Source organism: Pseudomonas sp. 1D4, from assembly GCF_001728925.1.
Taxonomy (GTDB): domain Bacteria; phylum Pseudomonadota; class Gammaproteobacteria; order Pseudomonadales; family Pseudomonadaceae; genus Metapseudomonas; species Metapseudomonas otitidis.
Genome location: NZ_LXJQ01000058.1, coordinates 1 through 18,872, shown reverse-complemented (window position 1 = coordinate 18,872; position 18,872 = coordinate 1). Strand labels below are relative to the sequence as shown.

The window sequence follows — 18,872 nt, the reverse complement described above, 5'->3', positions numbered from 1 at the left end:
CCCGCATTCGCGGGCCTTTCTGCTTGATAGCACTTACTTCTTGATGACCTCAAGGTAGTCCTTGAGGGTCTTCTCATCAGCTGCTTTGACTGTCATCCCATTCGGGCCAGAGCCGATATCGGTGAACTGCTTGGCCGGCTCACCAGAGGCTTTGAAATCTTTCAGCTCCTGGGAGTCCTCACGGAAAACCCAGAGGCGACCATCCTCAACCTCGGTAACAAAACCAGGCTTATCGAATTCGCTGGCCATAACGGAGCCGGTGAACAGAGAAGAGAGGAGCAGAGCTGAGAGGGTGAGGTTCTTCATGGCTTTACCTGTGGACTGGTTGGAGCCACAAATCTACTGGGGCAACAATTTCAGAATGGTTACAACATGCGTAAATTCGAATGTACGTATGTAACCATTCGTTTCAGGTCTGAAAGAGCCTTGCCTAGCTCTGAAGGAGTCAAGGTAATGGCTGCTTTTGGCCGTTAGCAGGCATAAGCCTCCTGCCAAAAACAAACAACACATCAAAACTAACGGTAAGAACAGCAACGCCGTCATGAGTTACTGCCTACCGCAGCAGCCATGCGTTGAGCACATGAAAACCCAGCGCATGACCACCACCCAAAACCCCCGTCACCAGATAGAACGGCCAGCCATCCAGCAGAAACCGCGCCGTATGCCCACTGAACAACGGCTGCCCCTCCAACGCGCGCCCTGCCGCCAGGGCATCCGGGGCGTTGCGGAGCAGTACGACGGCCAGCCCAAGCCCGGCGCCCCAGCAGAACCCCTCCCACGCCGCGCGGCGTAGCCGGCCCCGGCCAGCCAGGATGGCGCGGGCCTGGCGGGTGCCCAGTGCCCACACGGCGACGGAAACGGGCAGCAGCCAGCAGGCGGAGAACAGCAGCGCGGCCTGTGCGTCAGGGGCGGCAGCGAGGGCGATGGCGCTCCAGCCGAACAGGAACAGGGCCGCATCCACGGCCCCGACGATCCAGGGGTTCATACTTTGGCTGCTTCACCGGGCGGGGCGACGTCGTCGCCGTTCGGGCCGCCAGTGTGCCCGGCGCGGGGCGTCCTACAGACCTTGCCGGCCGGGGCGCTCGCGGTGCGCCGGGGGCTAGGGGGTGAGCAGGGCCAGGGCGGAGTCTTCGCGGATCTTGCGTTCGTCGCCGATGCGGCGGGTGTAGCCGATGCGGTCGAAGTGCTCCAGCAACTGGATGCTGCGCTTGCGGCCGAGGCCGATGCGATCGCGCCAGTGGGCGGCCTTGATGGTGCCGTGGGCGGCCTGCAACTGGCGGGCGTGCTGGGCGAGTTCGCGCAGGGTGGCGTCGGGGTAGAAGAGGTCTTTCACCACCTGGTGCAGATGCCCGAGGCGGGCGAGCTTGCGTTGCAGCAGGCGCATGGCGCTTTCGTCCACGTTCAGTTCGCGGGCCAGGTCGCGGACCCAGGGCGGGTCGTAGCGGCCGGCCTCCAGCAGCGGCCAGATGCGCTGGCGCAGGGCTTCGTCGGCGTCGTTGAGCTGTACGCGGTGGCCGGGCAGGTGCAGCCAGGGGCCGCTTGCCTGGACGGCCTCGCGCACCATGAGCTGTTCCAGCAGGGCGATGAAGACCGGGCGCTCCAGTTCCGACAGGGCATAGCGGCGCAGGCGGTCGCGGTCGGGGCCGAGTTCGTCGGGCTGCTCGGCGTGGAAGCGCGCGAGGCCGTCCAGCAGGCGGTTTTCCAGGGCCTGCCAGCGGGCGCGGGTGAACAGCCGGGGGCCGAGGCGGGTGTCGATCTGCAGGGTGCCGGGCGGCAACTGCCAGCCGCTGCGGGGGCGGTTGAATTGGCGTTCGAGCAATTGCGGATAGAGGCCGTTGTCGGCGGCGTCGAGCAGGGCCGGCAGTGCCTGTTCCAGGCTTGCGCTGCGCAGGGCCTGGAGCTGGGCGAGGCGTTCGGTGCTGCGGCGGTTGCGCGCCGGGGCGAAGGGGTCGAGGACGCTGCCGCCGCCGAGGGTGCGCTGGGCGGACTGGTCGCGCAGCACCAGCCGGTCGCCGTGCACGGCGTGGGCGGGAGCATTGAGCAGCACCTGGGCGAAGGCCTGCTGGCCGGGGGCGAGGCTGTTGCCTTGCAGCAGGGCGACGCGGCCGGTGACGTCCTGGGCGCCGAGGTGGACGTGCACGGGCGTCCAGTGGGCCAGCGGATGGGGCTCGCCGGGCAGCAGGTGCAGGTCGATGTCGAGGCGGGTGGTGGGCGCGGCGAGGGCCGGCGCCAGCAGCCAGTCGCCCCGGTGCAGGTCGTCGACGGCGAGGCGCTCGCCGGCAAGGTTGATGGCGACCCGCTGGCCGGCGCGGGCGCTCTCCACCTGCTGGTTGCGGCTGTGCAGGCCGCGCACCCGCAGCAGGCGCCCGGAGGGGCTGAGCACCAGCTCGTCGCCAATGCGCACCTGCCCGGCGAAGGCGGTGCCGGTGGCGACCACGCCGGCGCCGGCGACGCTGAAGGCACGGTCGATGGGCAGGCGGAAGAAGCCGTCGTCGCGGCGGGTGGCGGCCAGCAGGGACTCGCCCAGCAGGGCCTGGCGCAGGGCGTCGATGCCCTGGCCGCCGAGGCTGTCCACCGGGAACACCGGGGCGCCGGCAAAGGGGCCGGGGGCCAGCAGGGCGGCGATTTCGGCGCGGACCTGGGCGATGCGCGCGGGCTCGACGCGGTCGATCTTGGTGAGGGCCACCAGGGCGCGGCGGATGCCGAGCAGTTCGACGATGGCGAGGTGCTCGCGGGTTTGCGGCATGACGCCGTCGTCGGCGGCCACCACCAGCAGCAACAGGTCGATGCCGCAGGCGCCGGCGAGCATGTTGTGGACGAAGCGTTCGTGGCCGGGCACGTCGATGAAGGCGGTGCTCTGGCCGTCGCCGAGGTCGGCGTGGAGGTAGCCGAGGTCGATGGTGATGCCGCGCTCGCGCTCGGCGGGCCGGCGGTCGCCCTGCTGGCCGGTGAGGGCGGTGAGCAGAGCGGTCTTGCCGTGGTCGATGTGGCCGGCGGTTCCGACGATCACGGCAGGGCTCCGTCGAGGTGGGGCAGTTGGGCGAGGAAGGCGGGCTCGTCGTCGAGCTGGCGCAGGTCGAGCCAGAGGGCGTCGTCGTCGAGGCGGCCGATCACCGGGATGGGCAGGGTGCGCAGGCTTTCCTCCAGTTGCCGCAGGGCGCGGCCGCGCAGGCGCTTGGGCTGCTGCGGGCGCAGGCAGAGGGCGGCGCTGGGCAGGCGGGCGACGGGCTGGGCGCCGCTGCCGATCATGCCCAGGGCGGGCTCGACGCTGACCTGCCAGGTGGCGCCGAGCTGGGTGGCCAGGGGCGCGGCGAGGCGCTGGGCCTGGGCGAGGATGTCGGGCTGCGGGCGGCTGAGCAGGCGCAGGGTGGTGAGGCGTTCGGCGAGGCGCTCGGGGTCGCGGTAGAGGGCGAGCACGGCTTCCAGCGCGGCGAGGGTGAGCTTGTCCACCCGCAGGGCGCGCTTGAGGGGGTTCTTCTTGATGCGGCCGATGAGTTCCTTGCTGCCGAGGATGAGCCCGGCCTGGGGGCCGCCGAGGAGCTTGTCACCGCTGAAGGTGACGATGTCGGCGCCGTCGCGCAGGGCTTCCTGCACGGTGGGTTCCTTGGGCAGGCCCCAGCGGGTGAGGTCCACCAGGGTGCCGCTGCCGAGGTCTTCCAGCAGGGGCAGGCCATGGGCGTGGGCGATGCGCGCGAGGTCGGGGGTGGCGACGCTGGCGGTGAAGCCCTGGACGCTGTAGTTGCTGGTGTGCACGCGCATGAGCAGGCCGGTGCGGGGGTTGATCACGGCCTCGTAGTCCTTGGCGTGGGTGCGGTTGGTGGTGCCCACCTCGACGAGCTTCACGCCGGCGCGGGCCATGATGTCGGGGATGCGGAAGGCGCCGCCGATCTCGATCAGCTCGCCACGGCTGATGACCCCTTCCTTGCGTGCGCCGAGGCTGTTGAGGGCGAGCAGCACGGCTGCGGCGTTGTTGTTGACCACGGTGACGGCTTCGGCGCCGGTCAGCTCGCGGATGAGGCCGGTGATGAGGTCGTCGCGGTCGCCACGCTTGCCGCTGGCGAGGTCGAATTCGAGGTTGAGCGGGTAGCGCGCGGCGAGGGTGATGGCCTCGATGGCCTCCTCGGGCAGCAGGGCGCGGCCGAGGTTGGTGTGCAGCACGGTGCCGGTGAGGTTGAACACCCGGCGCACGCGGCTGGCGTGCCAGGCGGCGAGGCGTTCACCGGCGCGGCCGGCGAGCACGGCTTCGCTGAGTTCGATGGCGGCGAGCTGGCCCTGGCGGGCGGGCTCGCGCAGCTCGTCGAGCAGGTCGCGCAGGGTTTTCAACAGCGGCTCGCGGCCGTAGCGCTGCTGCAGCGGCGTGCAGGCGGGGCTGCGCAGCAGGCGGTCGACGGAGGGAAGGCGGGGGGCTGACATTGGGGATTCCTTGAGCGGCGTCCGGGTTAGCGCGTGCGGGTTCGGTGACGAGGCTGGTGAGGGATTGCGCTGGGGCAATGCCTGTTACGAGCGCGTCCCGCCATCGTCATCGCGCGACCTCCCGTGGCCGGCCGAGTCCATTGGGGTTGGTTGCTGAGTCTAGGTGCTCACTCGCTCCCAGGCGCGAGCAACAGGTTCGGTGCACGTCGCAGATACCCCTCCTCCGCCAGGCGCAGGTCGAGGTCGAGGCTGGCGAGGTCGTCGGCCTGGGCGTCGGCGTGGCTGTCGTGCTCCAGGTAGCAGTGCTTGAGGTAGCCCTGGCAGTTGGGGCAGGTCTCGGCGCGCAGGGGCGCCTTGTCGGCCGGGCGGTCGTCGCGTTCGACGCTGAGGTAGGCCAGGCGCTTGCTCTCCTGGCAGTGGCTGCACTTGACCCGCACGTAGTGCCATTCGCAACTGCACAGGGAGCAACTGAGGTAGCGCAGGCCGTTGTGCTGGCCGAGGTGGCGGACCATGCCGGCCACGGGCGGGGAGCCGCAGGCGGGGCAGACCACCTTGGCTTCACCGTCCTGCACGCTGCCGGCGGGCAGTGCCAGCAGCCAGTGGCTGAAGGCGACCTGCAGGGCGCCCCCGAGGAAGGGGACGACGGCGGGCGGCAGCAGGTCGAACTGGCCGCTGAGCAGGCTGATGCCCCAGGCCTTGCGCTGGCCGGCGTCGGCCTGGCGCAGTTGCTGGAGGGCGGCGGCGACGGCGGGGTTGCCGGGGGCCGGCAGTTGGTCCAGCAGGGCATCGACGGCGGCCAGCCAGCCGTCGGCGCGCACCAGGGTTTCGAAGGGCAGCGGCGGCATGCGGTGCTCGCGGCTGCGGGCGACGGCTTCCGGGGCGGGGCCGGGCAGCGCGGGCGGGTTGTCGAGCACGCGCTGCTGGGCCTCGCAGAGATCGGCGATCAGCAGCAGGTAGGCGGCCAGCGGGTGGCCGTCGGCGAGCTGGCGCAGGCGTTCGGCGCGGGTGGCGAAGAGGTCGCGCTGCGGCAGGTGGAGGAAGGGCGGGATGTTCGCCGCGGCGGCGATCTGTTCCGGTTCGAGCAATTGGCCTGACACGCAGGACTCCTTGTGAAGGTGCTGGAGGGGGCGAGGTCAGTGCTTGCCGTCGCCCTTCTCGATGGATTTGAACCAGGCGCCATGGTGCTTGCGCGCCCAGGCCCGGCTGACCCAGCCGTTGAGCATGGCGCCGATGGAGCCTTTGACCCAGATGCCGGCGTAGATGTGCACGAGGATGCTGAGGATCAGCACCCAGGCGGCGAAGGCGTGCAGCAGCGCGGCGAGGCGGATCAGGTCGATGCCGAAGAAGTGGCTGAAGTACTGGCGCCAGATGACGATGCCGGTGAGCAGCAGGGTGATCATGGAGGCCAGCAGGACCCAGAAGAGGATTTTCTGCCCGGCGTTGTAGCGGCCGACTTCGGGGAGGCGGTCCTCAAGGTTGTTGATGACGTCCTTCACCTGTCGCAGCCATTGGCCGTCGCCCTTCTCCCAGCGGTTGTGGTGGGCGAAGCGCAGGGCCAGGACGGCGAAGAACAGGCACATCGCCACGCCCAGGAAGGGGTGCAGGATGCGCGTCCAGGGGCCGCCGCCGAACAGGTGGGTGAGCCAGAACAGCGAGGGGTGGAACAGGGCCAGGCCGGACAGCCCGGCAAGGAAGAACAGGATGGCCACCGCCCAGTGGTTGCTGCGCTCGGAGGCGGTGTAGCGCTGGATGTCTTTGTTCATGTCGTACTCCGTAACCCGGGGGCGCGTCCCTGCGCCCCTGACCGGCCCTCGCCCGCTGGGCGAGGGGGTTGTCTGTCAACGCGGCGCCCTGGGGTCGAACTCGTGGACCGAGGGGTCGACCTTGTGCACCGCCGGCTCGCTGGGGGGCGTTTCGTCCTCTTCCACGCGGTTGGGGCCGACCCGCACGTAGTGGAAGAAGCCGAGCAGCGCCACCGCGCCCATGGCCAGCAGGCCGAGGGGCTTGGTGATGCCCTTCCACAACCCGACCAGCGGGCTGATGGCAGGCGCCTCGGGCAGGCCGGCGTAGAGCGCGGGCTGGTCGGCATGGTGCAGCACGTACATGACGTGGGTGCCGCCGACGCCCTGCGGGTCGTACAGCCCGGCGTTGTCGTAGCCGCGCGACTTGAGGTCGACGATGCGCTCGGCGGCGTGCTCCTTCATGGCGTCCTTGGTGCCGAAGACGATGGCCCCGGTGGGGCAGGTCTTCACGCAGGCCGGTTCCAGCCCGACGGACACGCGGTCGGAACACAGGGTGCACTTGTACGCCTTGTGGTCCTTCTGCGAGATGCGCGGGATGTTGAAGGGGCAGCCGGTGATGCAGTAGCCGCAGCCGATGCACTTGTCCTGGTTGAAGTCGACGATGCCGTTGGCGTACTGGATGATCGCGCCGGGGCTCGGGCAGGCCGCGAGGCAGCCGGGTTCGGCGCAGTGCATGCAGCCGTCCTTGCGGATCAGCCACTCCAGTTTGTTCGCCTCCGGCTCGTGCTCGGTGAAGCGCATGACCGTCCAGGAGTCGGCCGTCAGGTCCATGGGGTTGTCGTACACCCCGTGGTTGTGGCCGACCTCGTCGCGCAGGTCGTTCCATTCGGAACAGGCGACCTGGCAGGCCTTGCAGCCGATGCACTTGGACACGTCGATCAGCTTGGCCACCTCGCCCAGTTGCCGCACGGACGGGCTGGGCGTGGTGGTGGCGGAGCGGGCAATGATGTCTTGTGAGGCCATGGCGCTGCTCCTATGCCTTTTCCAGCTTGACCAGGAACGACTTGAACTCCGGCGTCTGGGTGTTTCCATCCCCGACGAAGGGCGTCAGCGTGTTGGTCAGGTAGCCGTTGCGCGCCACGCCGGAGAAGCCCCAGTGCAGCGGGATGCCGATCTGGTGGACGGTCTTGCCGTCCACGTCGAGCGGGCGGATGCGCTTGGTGACCACGGCCACGGCCTTGATGTAGCCCCGCTGGGACGACACCTTGACCCGCTCGCCGGCGACGATGCCCAGCTCCCGCGCCAGCGCTTCGCCGATCTCGACGAACTGCTCGGGCTGGGCGATGGCGTTCAGCCGGCAATGCTTGGTCCAGAAGTGGAAGTGCTCGGTGAGGCGGTAGGTGGTCGCCGCATAGGGGAACTCGTCGGCAGTGCCGAGCATCTCGCGGTCCCCCGGGAACAGGCGGGCGGCGGGGTTGCTGGTGACCTTGCGGTTCTCCGGGTGCAACGGGTTGCGGCCGATGGGCGTCTCGAACGGCTCGTAGTGCTCGGGGAAGGGCCCTTCGTTCATCTTGTCGAGGGCGAAGAATCGCGCGACGCCCTCGGGGTTCATGATGAACGGGTTCATGCCCTGCTCCGGCGGCACGTCGGCCTTGTAGTCGGGCACGTCGGTGCCGCTCCAGGCCTTGCCGTTCCACCACACCAGGCGCTTCTTCTTCGGGTCCCAGGGGTGCCCGTAGGGGTCGGCCGAGGCGCGGTTGTAGAGGATGCGCCGGTTGGCCGGCCAGGCCCAGGCCCAGCCGAGGGTCTGGCCCATGGCGTAGGGGTCGGCGTTGTCGCGGCGGGCCATCTGGTTGCCGGCGGCGGTCCAGCAGCCGGCGAAGATCCAGCAGCCGCTGGCGGTGCTGCCGTCGTCCCGCAGCAGGGCGAAGCCGGGCAGTTGCTCGCCGGCCTTGAGCAGCGGGGCGCCCGTGGCCGGGTCGTTGAGGTCGGCCAGGGCCTTGCCGTTGAACTCGCGGGCGATCTCGTCCGGGCCCGGCTCGTCGGGGCGCAGGTAGTTCCAGTCCAGCCCCAGGATGGGGTCGGGGAAGGCACCGCCGTCGCGGGTATACGCCGCGCGCAGGCGGTGGAACAGCGCGCCCATGATGGCGATGTCGGTGCGGCATTGGCCCGGCGGCTCGGCGCCCTTCCAGTGCCACTGCAGCCAGCGCCCGCTGTTGACCAGGGAGCCGTCCTCTTCGGCGAAGCAGGTGGTGGGCAGGCGGAACACGGTGGTCTGGATGCTGGCGGTGTCGACGTCGTTGTACTCGCCGGCATTGCGCCAGAACTCGGACGTCTCGGTGGCCAGCGGGTCCATCACCACCAGGTACTTCAGCTTGGCCAGGCTGGCCACCACCTTGCCCTTGTTGGGGAAGGAGGCGATGGGGTTGAAGCCCTGGCAGAAGTAGCCGTTGACCTTGCCCTGGTGCATCAGGTCGAAGTAGCGCAGCACGTCGTAGGTCGGCACATCGAGCTTGGGCAGCCAGTCGTAGCACCAGTTGTTCTCGGCGGTGGCGGACTTGCCGAACCAGGCCTTCATCAGGCTGACGTGGAACTTGCCGTAGTTCTGCCAGTAGGACAGTTGCCCCGGCCGCGCGGGCTTGGCAGCCCGCTTGGCGATGTAGGCGGCGTAGTCCTGCTCGGCGTCGGCGGGCAGGCTCAGGTAGCCCGGCAGGGAGTTGGAGAGCAGCCCCAGGTCGGTCAGGCCCTGGATGTTGGAGTGACCGCGCAGGGCGTTCATCCCGCCACCGGGCATGCCGATGTTGCCCAGCAGCAGCTGCACCATGGCGCCGGTTCGGATGATCTGCGAGCCCACCGAGTGCTGCGTCCAGCCGAGGGCATAGAGGATGGTCATGACCTTGCCGGGTGCGGAGGTCTCGGCGATCTGGCTCCAGACCTTCTGCAACTGCTCGGGCGGGGTGCCGCAGGTGCGGCTGACCACCTCGGGCGTGTAGCGGCTGTAGTGCTTCTTCATCAACTGGAACACGCAGCGCGGGTCTTCCAGCGTCGGGTCGACGCGGGCGTAGCCGTCCTCGCCCTTGGCGTAGCTCCAGGCGGACTTGTCCGGGTAGGCGCGCTTGGCCTCGTCGTAGCCGTTGAACAGGCCGTCTTCGAAGCTGAAGCCTTCGTTCACGATGAACGACGCATCGGTGTAGTGCCGGACGTACTCGTGCTGGATCTGGTTGGTGGTGATCAGGTAGTTGATCAGCCCCCCCAGGAACGCGATGTCGGTCCCGGTACGGATGGGTGCGTAGTAGTCGGCCACGGAAGCCGAGCGCGTAAAACGCGGGTCGACCACGATCAGCCGGGCCTTGTTGTGGGCCTTCGCTTCGGTCACCCATTTGAAGCCACAGGGGTGGGCTTCGGCAGCGTTGCCGCCCATGATCAGCACCAGATCGGCATTCTTGATGTCGGTCCAGTGGTTGGTCATGGCGCCACGGCCAAACGTCGGGGCAAGACCTGCCACCGTCGGGCCATGTCAGACACGTGCTTGGTTATCGAACCCCAGCATGCCCAGTGAACGCACCACCTTGTGGGTGATGTAGCCGGCTTCGTTGCTTGACGCCGACGCGGCGAGGAACCCGGTGGTGAGCCAGCGGTTGACCGTCTGCCCGGCGTCGTTCCTGGCCACGAAGTTGGCGTCGCGGTCCGCTTTCATCAGTTGGGCGATGCGGTCGAGCGCTTCGTCCCATTCGATGCGCTTCCACTCGCTGGAACCGGCTTCGCGGACCTCGGGGTACTTCAGGCGGTTGGGGCTGTGGATGAAATCCAGCAGGCCGGCGCCTTTCGGGCAGAGGGTGCCGCGGTTGACCGGGTGATCCGAATCACCCTCGATGTGGATGATGTTCTGCGCCACGTTCTTCGACGCATCGCCCTGGCTGTACATGATCAGGCCGCAGCCGACCGAGCAGTAGGGGCAGGTGTTGCGGGTTTCGACGGTTCGCGCCAGTTTGAAATGGCGCACCTGGTCGGCGAAGGCGACCGGGGGTGCCATCCCCAGCGCCGCCAGGCTCGATCCTCCAAGGCCTACACCGCAGACCTTGAAGAACTGTCGACGGTTCATGTCCATCGTGGGTTCTCCTGCATCAGGCAAGGGAGTCGCTCTTTGGCGACTCTTCAGCCTTGGAAGCTTAGTCAAGCGAACCGCACCGCGCATGGACCCAGAGCAATGGTTTGACCGAAATGCCCGAGCGGCACGTCAACCGGGCCGTTATCCCGCCGGGCGCAACTTCCTATGGTGAAGGCCCTTCTCACCGCCCCGGTCCGCCATGAACACAGCCTATCCCCACCTGCTTTCGCCCCTGCACGTCGGCCCGCTGCACCTGCGCAACCGCGTGGTGATGGGCTCCATGCACACCGGCCTGGAAGACCGCCTGCGGGACTTCGACAAGCTGGCGGCCTACTACCGGGAGCGGGCGCGGGGCGGCGTCGGGCTGATCATCACCGGCGGCTTCGCGCCCAACCGGGAGGGCTGGCTGCTGCCCTTCGGCAGCAGCCTGACCCGCGGCCTGGAAGTGCCGGCCCACCGCCGCCTGACCCAGGCGGTGCACACCGAGGGCGCGCACATCCTGCTGCAGATCCTGCATGCCGGGCGCTACGGCTATCACCCGCTGGTGGTGTCGGCCTCGCCACTGAAGTCCCCCATCAGTTGGTTCGCCCCGCGCGAGCTGAGCGAGCGGGGCATCGAGCGCACCCTGCGGGCCTTCGTGCGCTGCGCGCGGCTGGCCAAGGCGGCGGCCTACGACGGGGTGGAGATCATGGGCAGCGAGGGCTACCTGCTGAACCAGTTCCTCTGCCCGCGCACCAACCAGCGCCGCGACCGCTGGGGCGGCTCGCTGGAGAACCGTATGCGCCTGGCGGTGGAGATCGTCCGGCGCATCCGCCGCATGGCCGGGGACGGCTTCGCCATCGGCTTCCGCCTGTCGCTGCTGGACCTGGTGGAGGGCGGCAACACCGCCGAGGAGGTGCAGCAGATCGCCCTGGCGCTGCAGGCGGCCGGCATCGACCTGCTCAACACCGGCATCGGCTGGCACGAGTCGCGAGTGCCCACCATTGTCACCTCGGTGCCGCGCGGGGCCTTTGCCGAGGTCAGCGCACGGCTGCGGCGCGTGTTGCGGGTGCCGGTGGTGGCCAGCAACCGCATCAACACCCCGGAGCTGGCCGAGGCGCTGATCGCCAACGGCCAGGCGGACCTGGTGTCCATGGCCCGGCCGCTGCTGGCCGACCCGCAGTTCGTCGCCAAGGCGGCGGCGGGCCGGCCCGAGGCGATCAACACCTGCATCGCCTGCAACCAGGCCTGCCTGGACCACGCCTTCGCCAACCGCCGCGCCAGTTGCCTGGTCAATCCACGGGCCGGCTTCGAGACCGAGCTGCGCTACCGCCGCACCCGCCAGCCCAAGCGCATCGCCGTGGTCGGCGCCGGGCCGGCGGGGCTTTCCGCCGCCTGCGTGGCCGCCGAGCGCGGGCACCGGGTGACGCTGTTCGAGGCGGCGGGCGAGATCGGCGGGCAGTTCAACCTGGCCCGGCGCATCCCCGGCAAGGCGGAGTTCGACGAGACGCTGCGCTACTTCCGCACCCGTCTGGCAGAGCTGGGGGTGGAGCTGGTGCTCAACCGCCGCATCGGCCCCGGCGAGCTGAGCGGCCATTACGACGAGGTGGTGGTGGCCACCGGGGTGCGCCCCCGCGCGCTGGCGCTGCCGGGCGGCGAACACCCCAGGGTGCTCAGCTACGCCGAGGTGCTGTTGGGCGCGCCGGTGGGCGAACGGGTGGCGCTGGTGGGGGCCGGTGGCATCGGCTTCGATCTGGCGGCCTTCCTGCTGCAGCCGCACACGCCGGACCCGGCACGCTGGCGCGCCGAGTGGGGCATCGACCTGCAAGGCACCACGCCCGGCGGGCTGGTTCCGCCGCTCGCCCTGCAGCCGCAGCGGGAGCTGTGGCTGCTGCAACGCAAGCCGGCACCCCTCGGCCGGGGGCTGGGCAAGACCAGCGGCTGGGTCCACCGCGCCCACCTGCAACGCCTGGGCGCGCGGATGCTGGGCGGGGTGGAATACCTGCGCGTGGACAACGACGGCCTGCACATCCGCCACGACGGACGCGAGCAGGTGCTGCCTGTGGATAACGTGGTGATCTGCGCCGGCCAGGAACCCGTGCGCGACCTGCACCCGGTGCAGGGCTCCGACCACCTGCGCCTGCACCTCATCGGCGGCGCCCGCCGCGCCGGCGAACTCGACGCCAAGCGCGCCATCCGCGAAGGCGCCGAATTGGCCGCGCGGTTGTGAGTCGGTGGGCTGAAGCGGAACGCCGTCCGGCCTACCCTACGGGTGATGCCTCACGCTGTTTGGCAGCACTCCCTGGGAACACTTCCAACATCGATGCGGTTCGCCAAGCTCACCGCATCCTACGGCCCGCTCCATCCGTAGGATGGGCTGAGCTGTGCGAAGCCCATCGTGACCGGCTCCGGGTGAGGGACTTCGAGATTCCTGAAGCCACTAGGCTTCACGCATCCCAGTCGGTGTCGTCCTGCAGGCGTTCGGCGAGGTGGTCGAGGAGCAGGCGCAGGGCGTGGGGCATCTGCCGGCGGCTGCCGTAGAGGGCGTAGATGCCGAGCACCTGGGGCTCATGGTCGGGCAGCAGTTGCACCAGGTCGCCGCTGCGCACCAGGGCGGCCACCGAGTAGCGCGGTTGCAGGCTGATGCCCTGCCCCGCCAGCGTGGCCTCCAGCAACACCATGGATTCGTTGGCGCTGAGCCGGCCGCTGACCGGCACGGCGCTGGGCTCGTCGTCACGGAAGAAGGTCCACAGGCTGCGACCGAAATAGGAGTAGGTGAGGCAGTCATGGCGCACCAGGTCCTCGGGGGTACGCGGCAGGCCGTGGCGGGCGACGTAGGCCGGGGTGGCGCAGACCATCGAGCGGCAGGTGCCGAGGCGCCGGGCGATGAGGTTGGGGTCGAGCTGGTTGGTGATGCGCAGGGCCAGGTCGATGCGTTCCTCGATCAGGTTGACCGCCTGGCTGTTCACCAGCAGGTCGATGCCCACCGCCGGATACTGCTGCTGGAAGCGGCCGATCTCGTGCACCAGCCAGGCCTGGGCGAAGGACTGGCTGCAGGTGACCCGCAGGCGGCCGCTGGGCGCCTCGCGGTGGTCACGCCCGAGGCTCTGCATGGATTCGGCCAGGGCGCAGACCTCCCGGCACTGCGGCAGCATCTGCTCGCCGGTGCCGGTCAGGCTCAGGCGCCGGGTGCTGCGGTGCAGCAGGCGTGCGCCGGCCCACTCCTCCAGCGCGGCGAGGTAGCGCGAGATCATCGCCCGCGACATGTCCAGGGCATCGGCAGCGGCGGTCTGGCTGCCCCGCTCCACCACTTCGACGAAGACGCGCATGGCAGTGATCCGATCCATGTCTATGCTCGCTATGTGCAATAAAGAAGCGCGGATTATGGCGTTTTTTGCCGTCTATCACGCAACTATCCTGCACGCCGTCACCCACTCACCGAGGTAGCCCACCATGGCCCCGTTCGCTCTCATCCGCCGCCTGCTGGCCGGCGCCCTGCTCAGCGCCGCCGCCGGCAGCGCCCTGGCCCAGCAACCCCTGGAACTGCAGGTCTACAACCCCGGCGAGAAAGCCGTGTTCCCGGTCAGCTCCTCCCTGCTGCTGGGCGAGAAGGACGCCCTGCTGGTGGACGCGCAGTTCTCCAGCCACCAGGCCGATGACCTGGTCAAGCGTATCCAGGCCAGCGGCCGCCGCCTGACCACCATCTTCATCAGCCACGGCGACCCGGACTTCTACTTCGGCCTGGACACCCTGGTGCGCGCCTTCCCGGACGCCAAGGTACTGGCCACCCCGCAGACCATCGCCCACATCCAGGCCACCAAGGACCTGAAGCTGGCCCACTGGGGCCCGATCCTCAAGGACGGCGCACCGCGCAACCTGGTGGTGCCGCAACCGCTGCAGGGCGACAGCCTGACCCTGGAAGGCGAACGCATCCGTGTGATCGGCCTGGAAGGTCCGGACCCGAGCCACACCAGCCTCTGGGTGCCGTCCCTGCGCACCGTGCTGGGTGGCGTGCTGGTCAGCGGCAACATGCATGTCTGGACCGCCGACTCGCAGACCGTCGAATCCCGCCGCAACTGGGTCGGCGCGCTGGACGCCCTGGAAGCGCTGCAACCGCAACGCGTGGTCCCCGGCCACTACCTGGGCGAACCGGCCAAGGGCCTGGGCGACCTGCAGTTCACCCGCGACTACCTCAAGGCTCTGGAGCAGGAACTGCCCCGCGCCAAGGACGCCCAGGCCCTGGTCGCCGCGATGAAGAAGCGCTACCCCGACCTGCACGGCGTGGAAGACCTGGAACTGAGCGCCAAGGTGCTCAAGGGCGAGATGCAGTGGCCCTGATCTGAGACAGCGACCGGGGGGCGGCGGCATAATCGCCGCCCTCTTCGTTTCAGGAGATTCCCCCATGCCCAATGCCTGGTGGCTGCTCGCCCTGCCCTTCGTCGCCGGTTCCTTCCTCCCGCTCCAGGCGGGCATCAATGGCCAGTTGGCCAGGCAGGTCTCCAGCGTCATGAGCGCGGCGCTGATCTCCTTACTGGTGGGCACGGTGGCGCTGTTCATCGTCGCCACCGCGCAACGCGAGCTGCCCAGCTTCACGGTGCTCAAGGGCCTCACCTGGTGGCACTGGAGCGGCGGCCTGCTGGGGGCCGTGTTCATCGCCACCGCCGCCTTCGCCGGGCCGCGTATCGGCGCGCTGCTGTTCATGACGCTGGTGCTCGCCGGGCAGTTGAGCATGGCCCTGGCGCTCGATCATTTTGGCTGGGCCGGCTACCGCGAGGCCCCCATCAGTGTCGGCAAGCTGGCCGGCCTGGGCCTGATCATCGCCGGTGTGTGGTTGATCCGCCGCGGCTGACCGGCCGTCAGACAAAGGTCGGACAAGACAGTGGCCAGTTGATGTCAATACGGAACCGGGTAAGCTCTGGCCACCAGCCGTATTTGTGATCACAGCGCATGACTGACACAGAGCTGCCCCACCAGCCGGAGACCTTCCCGCTCTGGCGCGAGATCCAGGACACCCGCACCCGCACCCGCCTTGGCGGCCTCTACTACCTGTTGGCCTGGATCATTGCCTGGGCCTTCAGCGCCGCCCCCGGCGAGCACCTGCTGCTGGGCCTGGGCGGCACCCTGCTGTTCGGCGCCCTGCTGGTGGCGCGCCTCCGCCACTGTCCGGGCACGGCCGCCACCCAGGCGCAGCTCAAGTGCTGGCTGGACACCCACTGGGGGCTGATCCTGCTCACCTGCCTGGCCTGGGGCCTGGCCCATGCCTACATGATCCTCGCGCCCGACTTCCGGGACGCCCGCATCATCGGCACCCTCAGCACCGTCGCCTTCGGCACCGCCATGGCTTTCAACTTCGCCATGCGCCGCACCTGGGCCATGCTCGCGCTGATGCTGCTGTACCTGCCGGGCCTGGCCGCGATGCTGCTGGCCCCCGAGCGGCTCACCGCCGAGCTGGTGACCCTGGCCTTCTACCTCAGCTACCTGCTGCTGGCCCTCAACCGCAGCCACCGCGAATACCAGGGCACCCTGAAACTGGAGATGGAGCTGCTGTTGCAGCGCCAGCGCCTGGATGCCCTCAGCCGCACCGATGGGCTGACCCTGCTGGGCAACCGCCACCAGTTCAACAACCTGTTCCCGGCCATGGTCGCCCACGCTGCCCGTGAGGGCTCGCCGCTGTCGCTGGTGCTGCTGGACATCGACTTCTTCAAGCGCATCAACGACGAGTACGGTCACACCGCCGGCGACCGCTGCCTGGAGCAGTTCGCCGAGCGCATGCGCCAGGTGTTCCGCCGTGACAGCGACGCCCTGCTGCGCCTGGGCGGCGAGGAGTTCGGCGTGCTGATGCCCGGCACCACGCGGGAGCAGGCCGTGCAACTGGGCGAGAGCTTCCGCGCCGCCCTGGCCCGCGAGGGCCTGACCTATGACGGGCACACCCTGCCGATGACCACCAGCCTCGGCGTCGGCTGCTTCGACCCGCAGCACGACGCCAGTGCCGAGGCCTTCTTCAAGCGCGTGGACGATGCCCTGTACCGCGCCAAGAGCCGCGGCCGCGACCGGGTGGAGACCGCCTAGGCCGCCACCCGCCGCCCGGCCTCAGAGGCGGAAGCGCCCCATCTGCCCGGCCAGGTCGTCGGCCAGCCGGCTGAGTGCCTGGCACTCCTCGCGGCAGCCGCGCACTTCGCCGGCGGTGGCACCGGCCAGGTCGGCGATGCCCTGCACGTTGCGGTTGATCTCTTCGGTGACCGAGGACTGCTCTTCGGTGGCTGCCGCCACCTGGTGGTTCATGTCGCTGATGGCCTCCACCTGATCGGTGATCGCCGACAGCGACTGGCCGGTGCGCTGGCTGGCCTCGACGCCGGTGCCGGTGGCCGATTGCCCGGCGCGCATGGAGCTGACGGCCGTTTCCGCGCCGCTCTTGAGGCGCTGGATCATCTGCTGGATTTCGTCGGTGGACGCCTGGGTGCGGCTGGCCAGGGTGCGCACCTCGTCGGCCACCACGGCGAAGCCGCGGCCCATTTCGCCGGCCCGCGCCGCTTCGATGGCGGCGTTCAGTGCCAGCAGGTTGGTCTGCTCGGAAATGCCCCGGATCACCGCCAGCACCTGGTCGATGGACGCCACCTGCTCGGCCAGCTCGGTGACCGCCATGGCCGCCTCGCCGATCTCCCCGGACATGCGCTCGATGTGGCGGATGGAGTCCCCCACCACCTGGCGCGCCTGCACCGCTTCGCCCCGCGCCTTCTGCGAGCTGAGCGCGGCGCTGCCGGCGTTGCGGGCGATCTCCTGCACGGTCAGGCCCATCTCGTGGACCGCCGTGGCCACCATGTCGGTCATCTCCTGCTGGCGGCCGGCACGCTGGGCGGTGTTCTCCACCACCCTGGTCACCTGGCCCACCGCATCGCGCAGGCTGTGGCTGGTGCCGAGCACGTCGGCGATCAGCCCGCGCTGGCTCTCCAGGAAGCGGTTGAAGCCCCGTGCCAGGTCGCCCAGTTCGTCGGCGCGGCTGTCGTCCAGGCGCCGGGTCAGGTCGCCACCGCCACCGCCGATCTCCACCAGCGCCGCCGTCACCTGGCGGATCGGCCGCACCAGCCCACGGGCCAGCAGCACCACCAGCAACAGCGAGAGCAGCGCCACGCCGATGCCCACCAGGCAGGTGGTGATCAGCGCCTGGCGCGCCTCGGCGTAGATCTCGCCCTCGGGCACCTCGCTCACCAGCACCCAGTCCACCGACTGCAGCGGCTGGGCCAGCGCCAGGAAGGGCTGGCCGTCACGCTCGAAGCGCACCGCCTGGCCCTGGCCGCCCAGCAGCGCGCGGGCGGCGTCGGCGCTGGTCAGGTCGGCCAGGGTGCGGCTGTCGTTGTAGTCCGACTGCGGGTGGATCTTCACCTTGCCGTCGGCGCTGGCCAGGTACACCCGGCCGCTCTCGCCGAAGCGGAAGTCGCGGATCATCGCCGACATCGCCCCCAGCCCGTAGCCCAGGCCCGCCACCCCCAGGGTGCGACCACCGGCACTGACCCGCTGGTTGATGAACAGCGTCGGCAGGCGGGTGTTCTTGTCCACGTCGATGTCCAGCGAGCGCGGCTTGCCGCCATCGAGGAAGCCGTAGAACCAGGCGTTCTCCGCCGGCCCACGGGTCAGGGTGCGGTCCAGGCCCTTGCCGGTGTAGTAGTGCCCGCTGTCCTGGCTGACCAGGAAGGTGACCAGGGCGTTGTGCTGCGCCTGCACGCCGCCCAGGTAGCGCACGAAGTCCGCCTGGCGCGCCGGGTCCTCGCCGGCGCCGAGCCAGTCGTGCACCAGGCTGTTGTCCGCCAGGGAGCGCGCCGCTGTCAGCGGCTCGGCCAGCACCCGCTCCAGGTCGTTGCGGATGGCCAGGGTGCTCTTGGGCAACGCCTCGCCCACCAGGTAGCGGTCGCTCAGGCGGAAGACCACCGCCGAGTAGAGACCGACCACGATGAGGATGCTCACCAGCAGGGCCGCGCCCATGCTGAGGATCAACTGCCATTGGATACTGCGTTGCCAGAGGCGCATGGGCCTGTCTCCTGGGACTGTGTGGCTGAAAGGCACGCGACCGCCCTGCTCCGCCGGCACGCGCCGACGAGCCGCTACGATCCGGGGCGGGCAGGTGGGGCTCCTGGGGAGGGGGCGAGGCGTTCGGACATGCCTGTCCGGTTACGCGCCCGACCGCGCGCGAAGGCACGGGGGCCGGGCGGGACGGCGGATTGTATACACGAAGCCGGACGATCCGGCAGCCCGCCCACCCTGTTTTCTCGACCTAAAGGTCAAGTTGCGCGAGCGGCGCTAGTCGATCACCCGGAACTCCAGACGCGCGGTCGCCCCGGCCTCGTCCAGCAGGCTCAACTGGTGGCTCCCCACCTCACCGGGCCATGCGTCCAGGGCGCCTTCCGGGCTGCTCTCGCCCAGGGGCGTGCCGTCGAGGAACCACCAGCGCCGGCCACTGCCTCCCAGGCTCGACAGGCGCACCCGCAGCGGGCCCGCACTGGCCGCCGGGCGGCGCACCTGCTCGCCTTCGCGCAGGCCGACGATGGACAGCGGCGCGGCGCCGGGCAGCAACACCGGCGGGCACGTTGGCGAGGGCGGCGGCAGGCGCCCGGCCAGGCGTTCGCGCCGGGGCAGCC

At 69.6% G+C, this 18,872-nt stretch carries 14 protein-coding genes and 2 pseudogenes; 4 read left to right on the top strand and 12 right to left on the bottom strand.

The features are described 5' to 3' along the window. Positions 1–33: 33 nt before the first annotated feature. From A7D27_RS23095 to fdnG, 8 genes are all read right to left on the bottom strand, one after another. Complete coding sequence (locus tag A7D27_RS23095; RefSeq protein WP_033987446.1) at positions 34–306, bottom strand: hypothetical protein; 273 nt, start codon at positions 304–306, stop codon at positions 34–36. 247 nt (positions 307–553) lie between these two features. Beyond that, complete coding sequence (locus tag A7D27_RS23090; RefSeq protein WP_069561563.1) at positions 554–985, bottom strand: hypothetical protein; 432 nt, start codon at positions 983–985, stop codon at positions 554–556. Between the two features lie 114 nt (positions 986–1,099). Then, positions 1,100–3,010, bottom strand: coding sequence for a selenocysteine-specific translation elongation factor (gene selB, locus A7D27_RS23085; RefSeq protein WP_069566215.1), 1,911 nt, complete (start codon positions 3,008–3,010; stop codon positions 1,100–1,102). Continuing rightward, positions 3,007–4,413 (bottom strand): L-seryl-tRNA(Sec) selenium transferase, encoded by a 1,407-nt coding sequence (gene selA, locus A7D27_RS23080; RefSeq protein ID WP_069561565.1) that lies wholly within the window; start codon positions 4,411–4,413, stop codon positions 3,007–3,009. The genes selB and selA overlap by 4 nt, the downstream gene beginning before the upstream one ends. 167 nt (positions 4,414–4,580) lie before the next feature. Beyond that, positions 4,581–5,510 (bottom strand): formate dehydrogenase accessory protein FdhE, encoded by a 930-nt coding sequence (fdhE, locus tag A7D27_RS23075; RefSeq protein ID WP_069566214.1) that lies wholly within the window; start codon positions 5,508–5,510, stop codon positions 4,581–4,583. Positions 5,511–5,546: 36 nt separating this feature from the next. Continuing rightward, entirely contained in the window at positions 5,547–6,176 is a 630-nt protein-coding gene (locus A7D27_RS23070) for a formate dehydrogenase subunit gamma (RefSeq protein WP_069566213.1), read from the bottom strand. A 75-nt stretch (positions 6,177–6,251) separates the two neighbouring features. Beyond that, positions 6,252–7,178, bottom strand: coding sequence for a formate dehydrogenase subunit beta (gene fdxH, locus A7D27_RS23065; RefSeq protein ID WP_069561568.1), 927 nt, complete (start codon positions 7,176–7,178; stop codon positions 6,252–6,254). A gap of 10 nt (positions 7,179–7,188) precedes the next feature. After that, positions 7,189–10,263: a formate dehydrogenase-N subunit alpha gene (gene fdnG, locus A7D27_RS23060; protein ID WP_139134165.1), complete on the bottom strand. Its 3,075-nt coding sequence runs from the start codon at positions 10,261–10,263 to the stop codon at positions 7,189–7,191. Between the two features lie 199 nt (positions 10,264–10,462). On the opposite strand from fdnG, the gene A7D27_RS23050 reads away from it, so the two are divergent. Beyond that, positions 10,463–12,472 carry an NADPH-dependent 2,4-dienoyl-CoA reductase gene (locus A7D27_RS23050; RefSeq protein ID WP_069566211.1) on the top strand — a complete coding sequence of 670 codons (2,010 nt, stop codon included), beginning with the start codon at positions 10,463–10,465 and terminating at the stop codon, positions 12,470–12,472. A gap of 217 nt (positions 12,473–12,689) precedes the next feature. Here A7D27_RS23050 and A7D27_RS23045 read toward each other — a convergent pair whose 3' ends face one another. After that, on the bottom strand, positions 12,690–13,589 hold the full coding sequence (locus tag A7D27_RS23045) for a LysR family transcriptional regulator (RefSeq protein ID WP_069566210.1): 900 nt from the start codon (positions 13,587–13,589) through the stop codon (positions 12,690–12,692). A 106-nt stretch (positions 13,590–13,695) separates the two neighbouring features. Between A7D27_RS23045 and A7D27_RS23040 the strand changes: the two genes are divergently transcribed. The 3 genes from A7D27_RS23040 to A7D27_RS23030 all read left to right on the top strand — a co-directional run bounded on the left by A7D27_RS23040 (position 13,696) and on the right by A7D27_RS23030 (position 16,311). Further along, the gene (locus A7D27_RS23040; protein ID WP_069561573.1) at positions 13,696–14,580 is read left to right on the top strand and encodes an MBL fold metallo-hydrolase; all 885 of its coding nucleotides are present in this window, start codon (positions 13,696–13,698) and stop codon (positions 14,578–14,580) included. Between the two features lie 64 nt (positions 14,581–14,644). Continuing rightward, positions 14,645–15,091 (top strand): DMT family transporter, encoded by a 447-nt coding sequence (locus A7D27_RS23035; RefSeq protein WP_069566209.1) that lies wholly within the window; start codon positions 14,645–14,647, stop codon positions 15,089–15,091. A gap of 98 nt (positions 15,092–15,189) precedes the next feature. After that, complete coding sequence (locus A7D27_RS23030) at positions 15,190–16,311, top strand: GGDEF domain-containing protein (protein ID WP_069566208.1); 1,122 nt, start codon at positions 15,190–15,192, stop codon at positions 16,309–16,311. Between the two features lie 21 nt (positions 16,312–16,332). Here the strand turns inward: A7D27_RS23030 and A7D27_RS29250 are convergent, their stop codons facing one another. From A7D27_RS29250 to A7D27_RS23020, 3 genes and pseudogenes are all read right to left on the bottom strand, one after another. Beyond that, positions 16,333–17,061 (bottom strand): methyl-accepting chemotaxis protein, encoded by a 729-nt coding sequence (locus A7D27_RS29250; protein ID WP_371914830.1) that lies wholly within the window; start codon positions 17,059–17,061, stop codon positions 16,333–16,335. 135 nt (positions 17,062–17,196) lie between these two features. After that, a pseudogene (locus A7D27_RS29245) lies at positions 17,197–18,219 on the bottom strand (cache domain-containing protein); the annotation flags it as partial. Positions 18,220–18,534: 315 nt separating this feature from the next. Next, positions 18,535–18,872: pseudogene (locus A7D27_RS23020) on the bottom strand (penicillin-binding protein 1C); the annotation flags it as partial.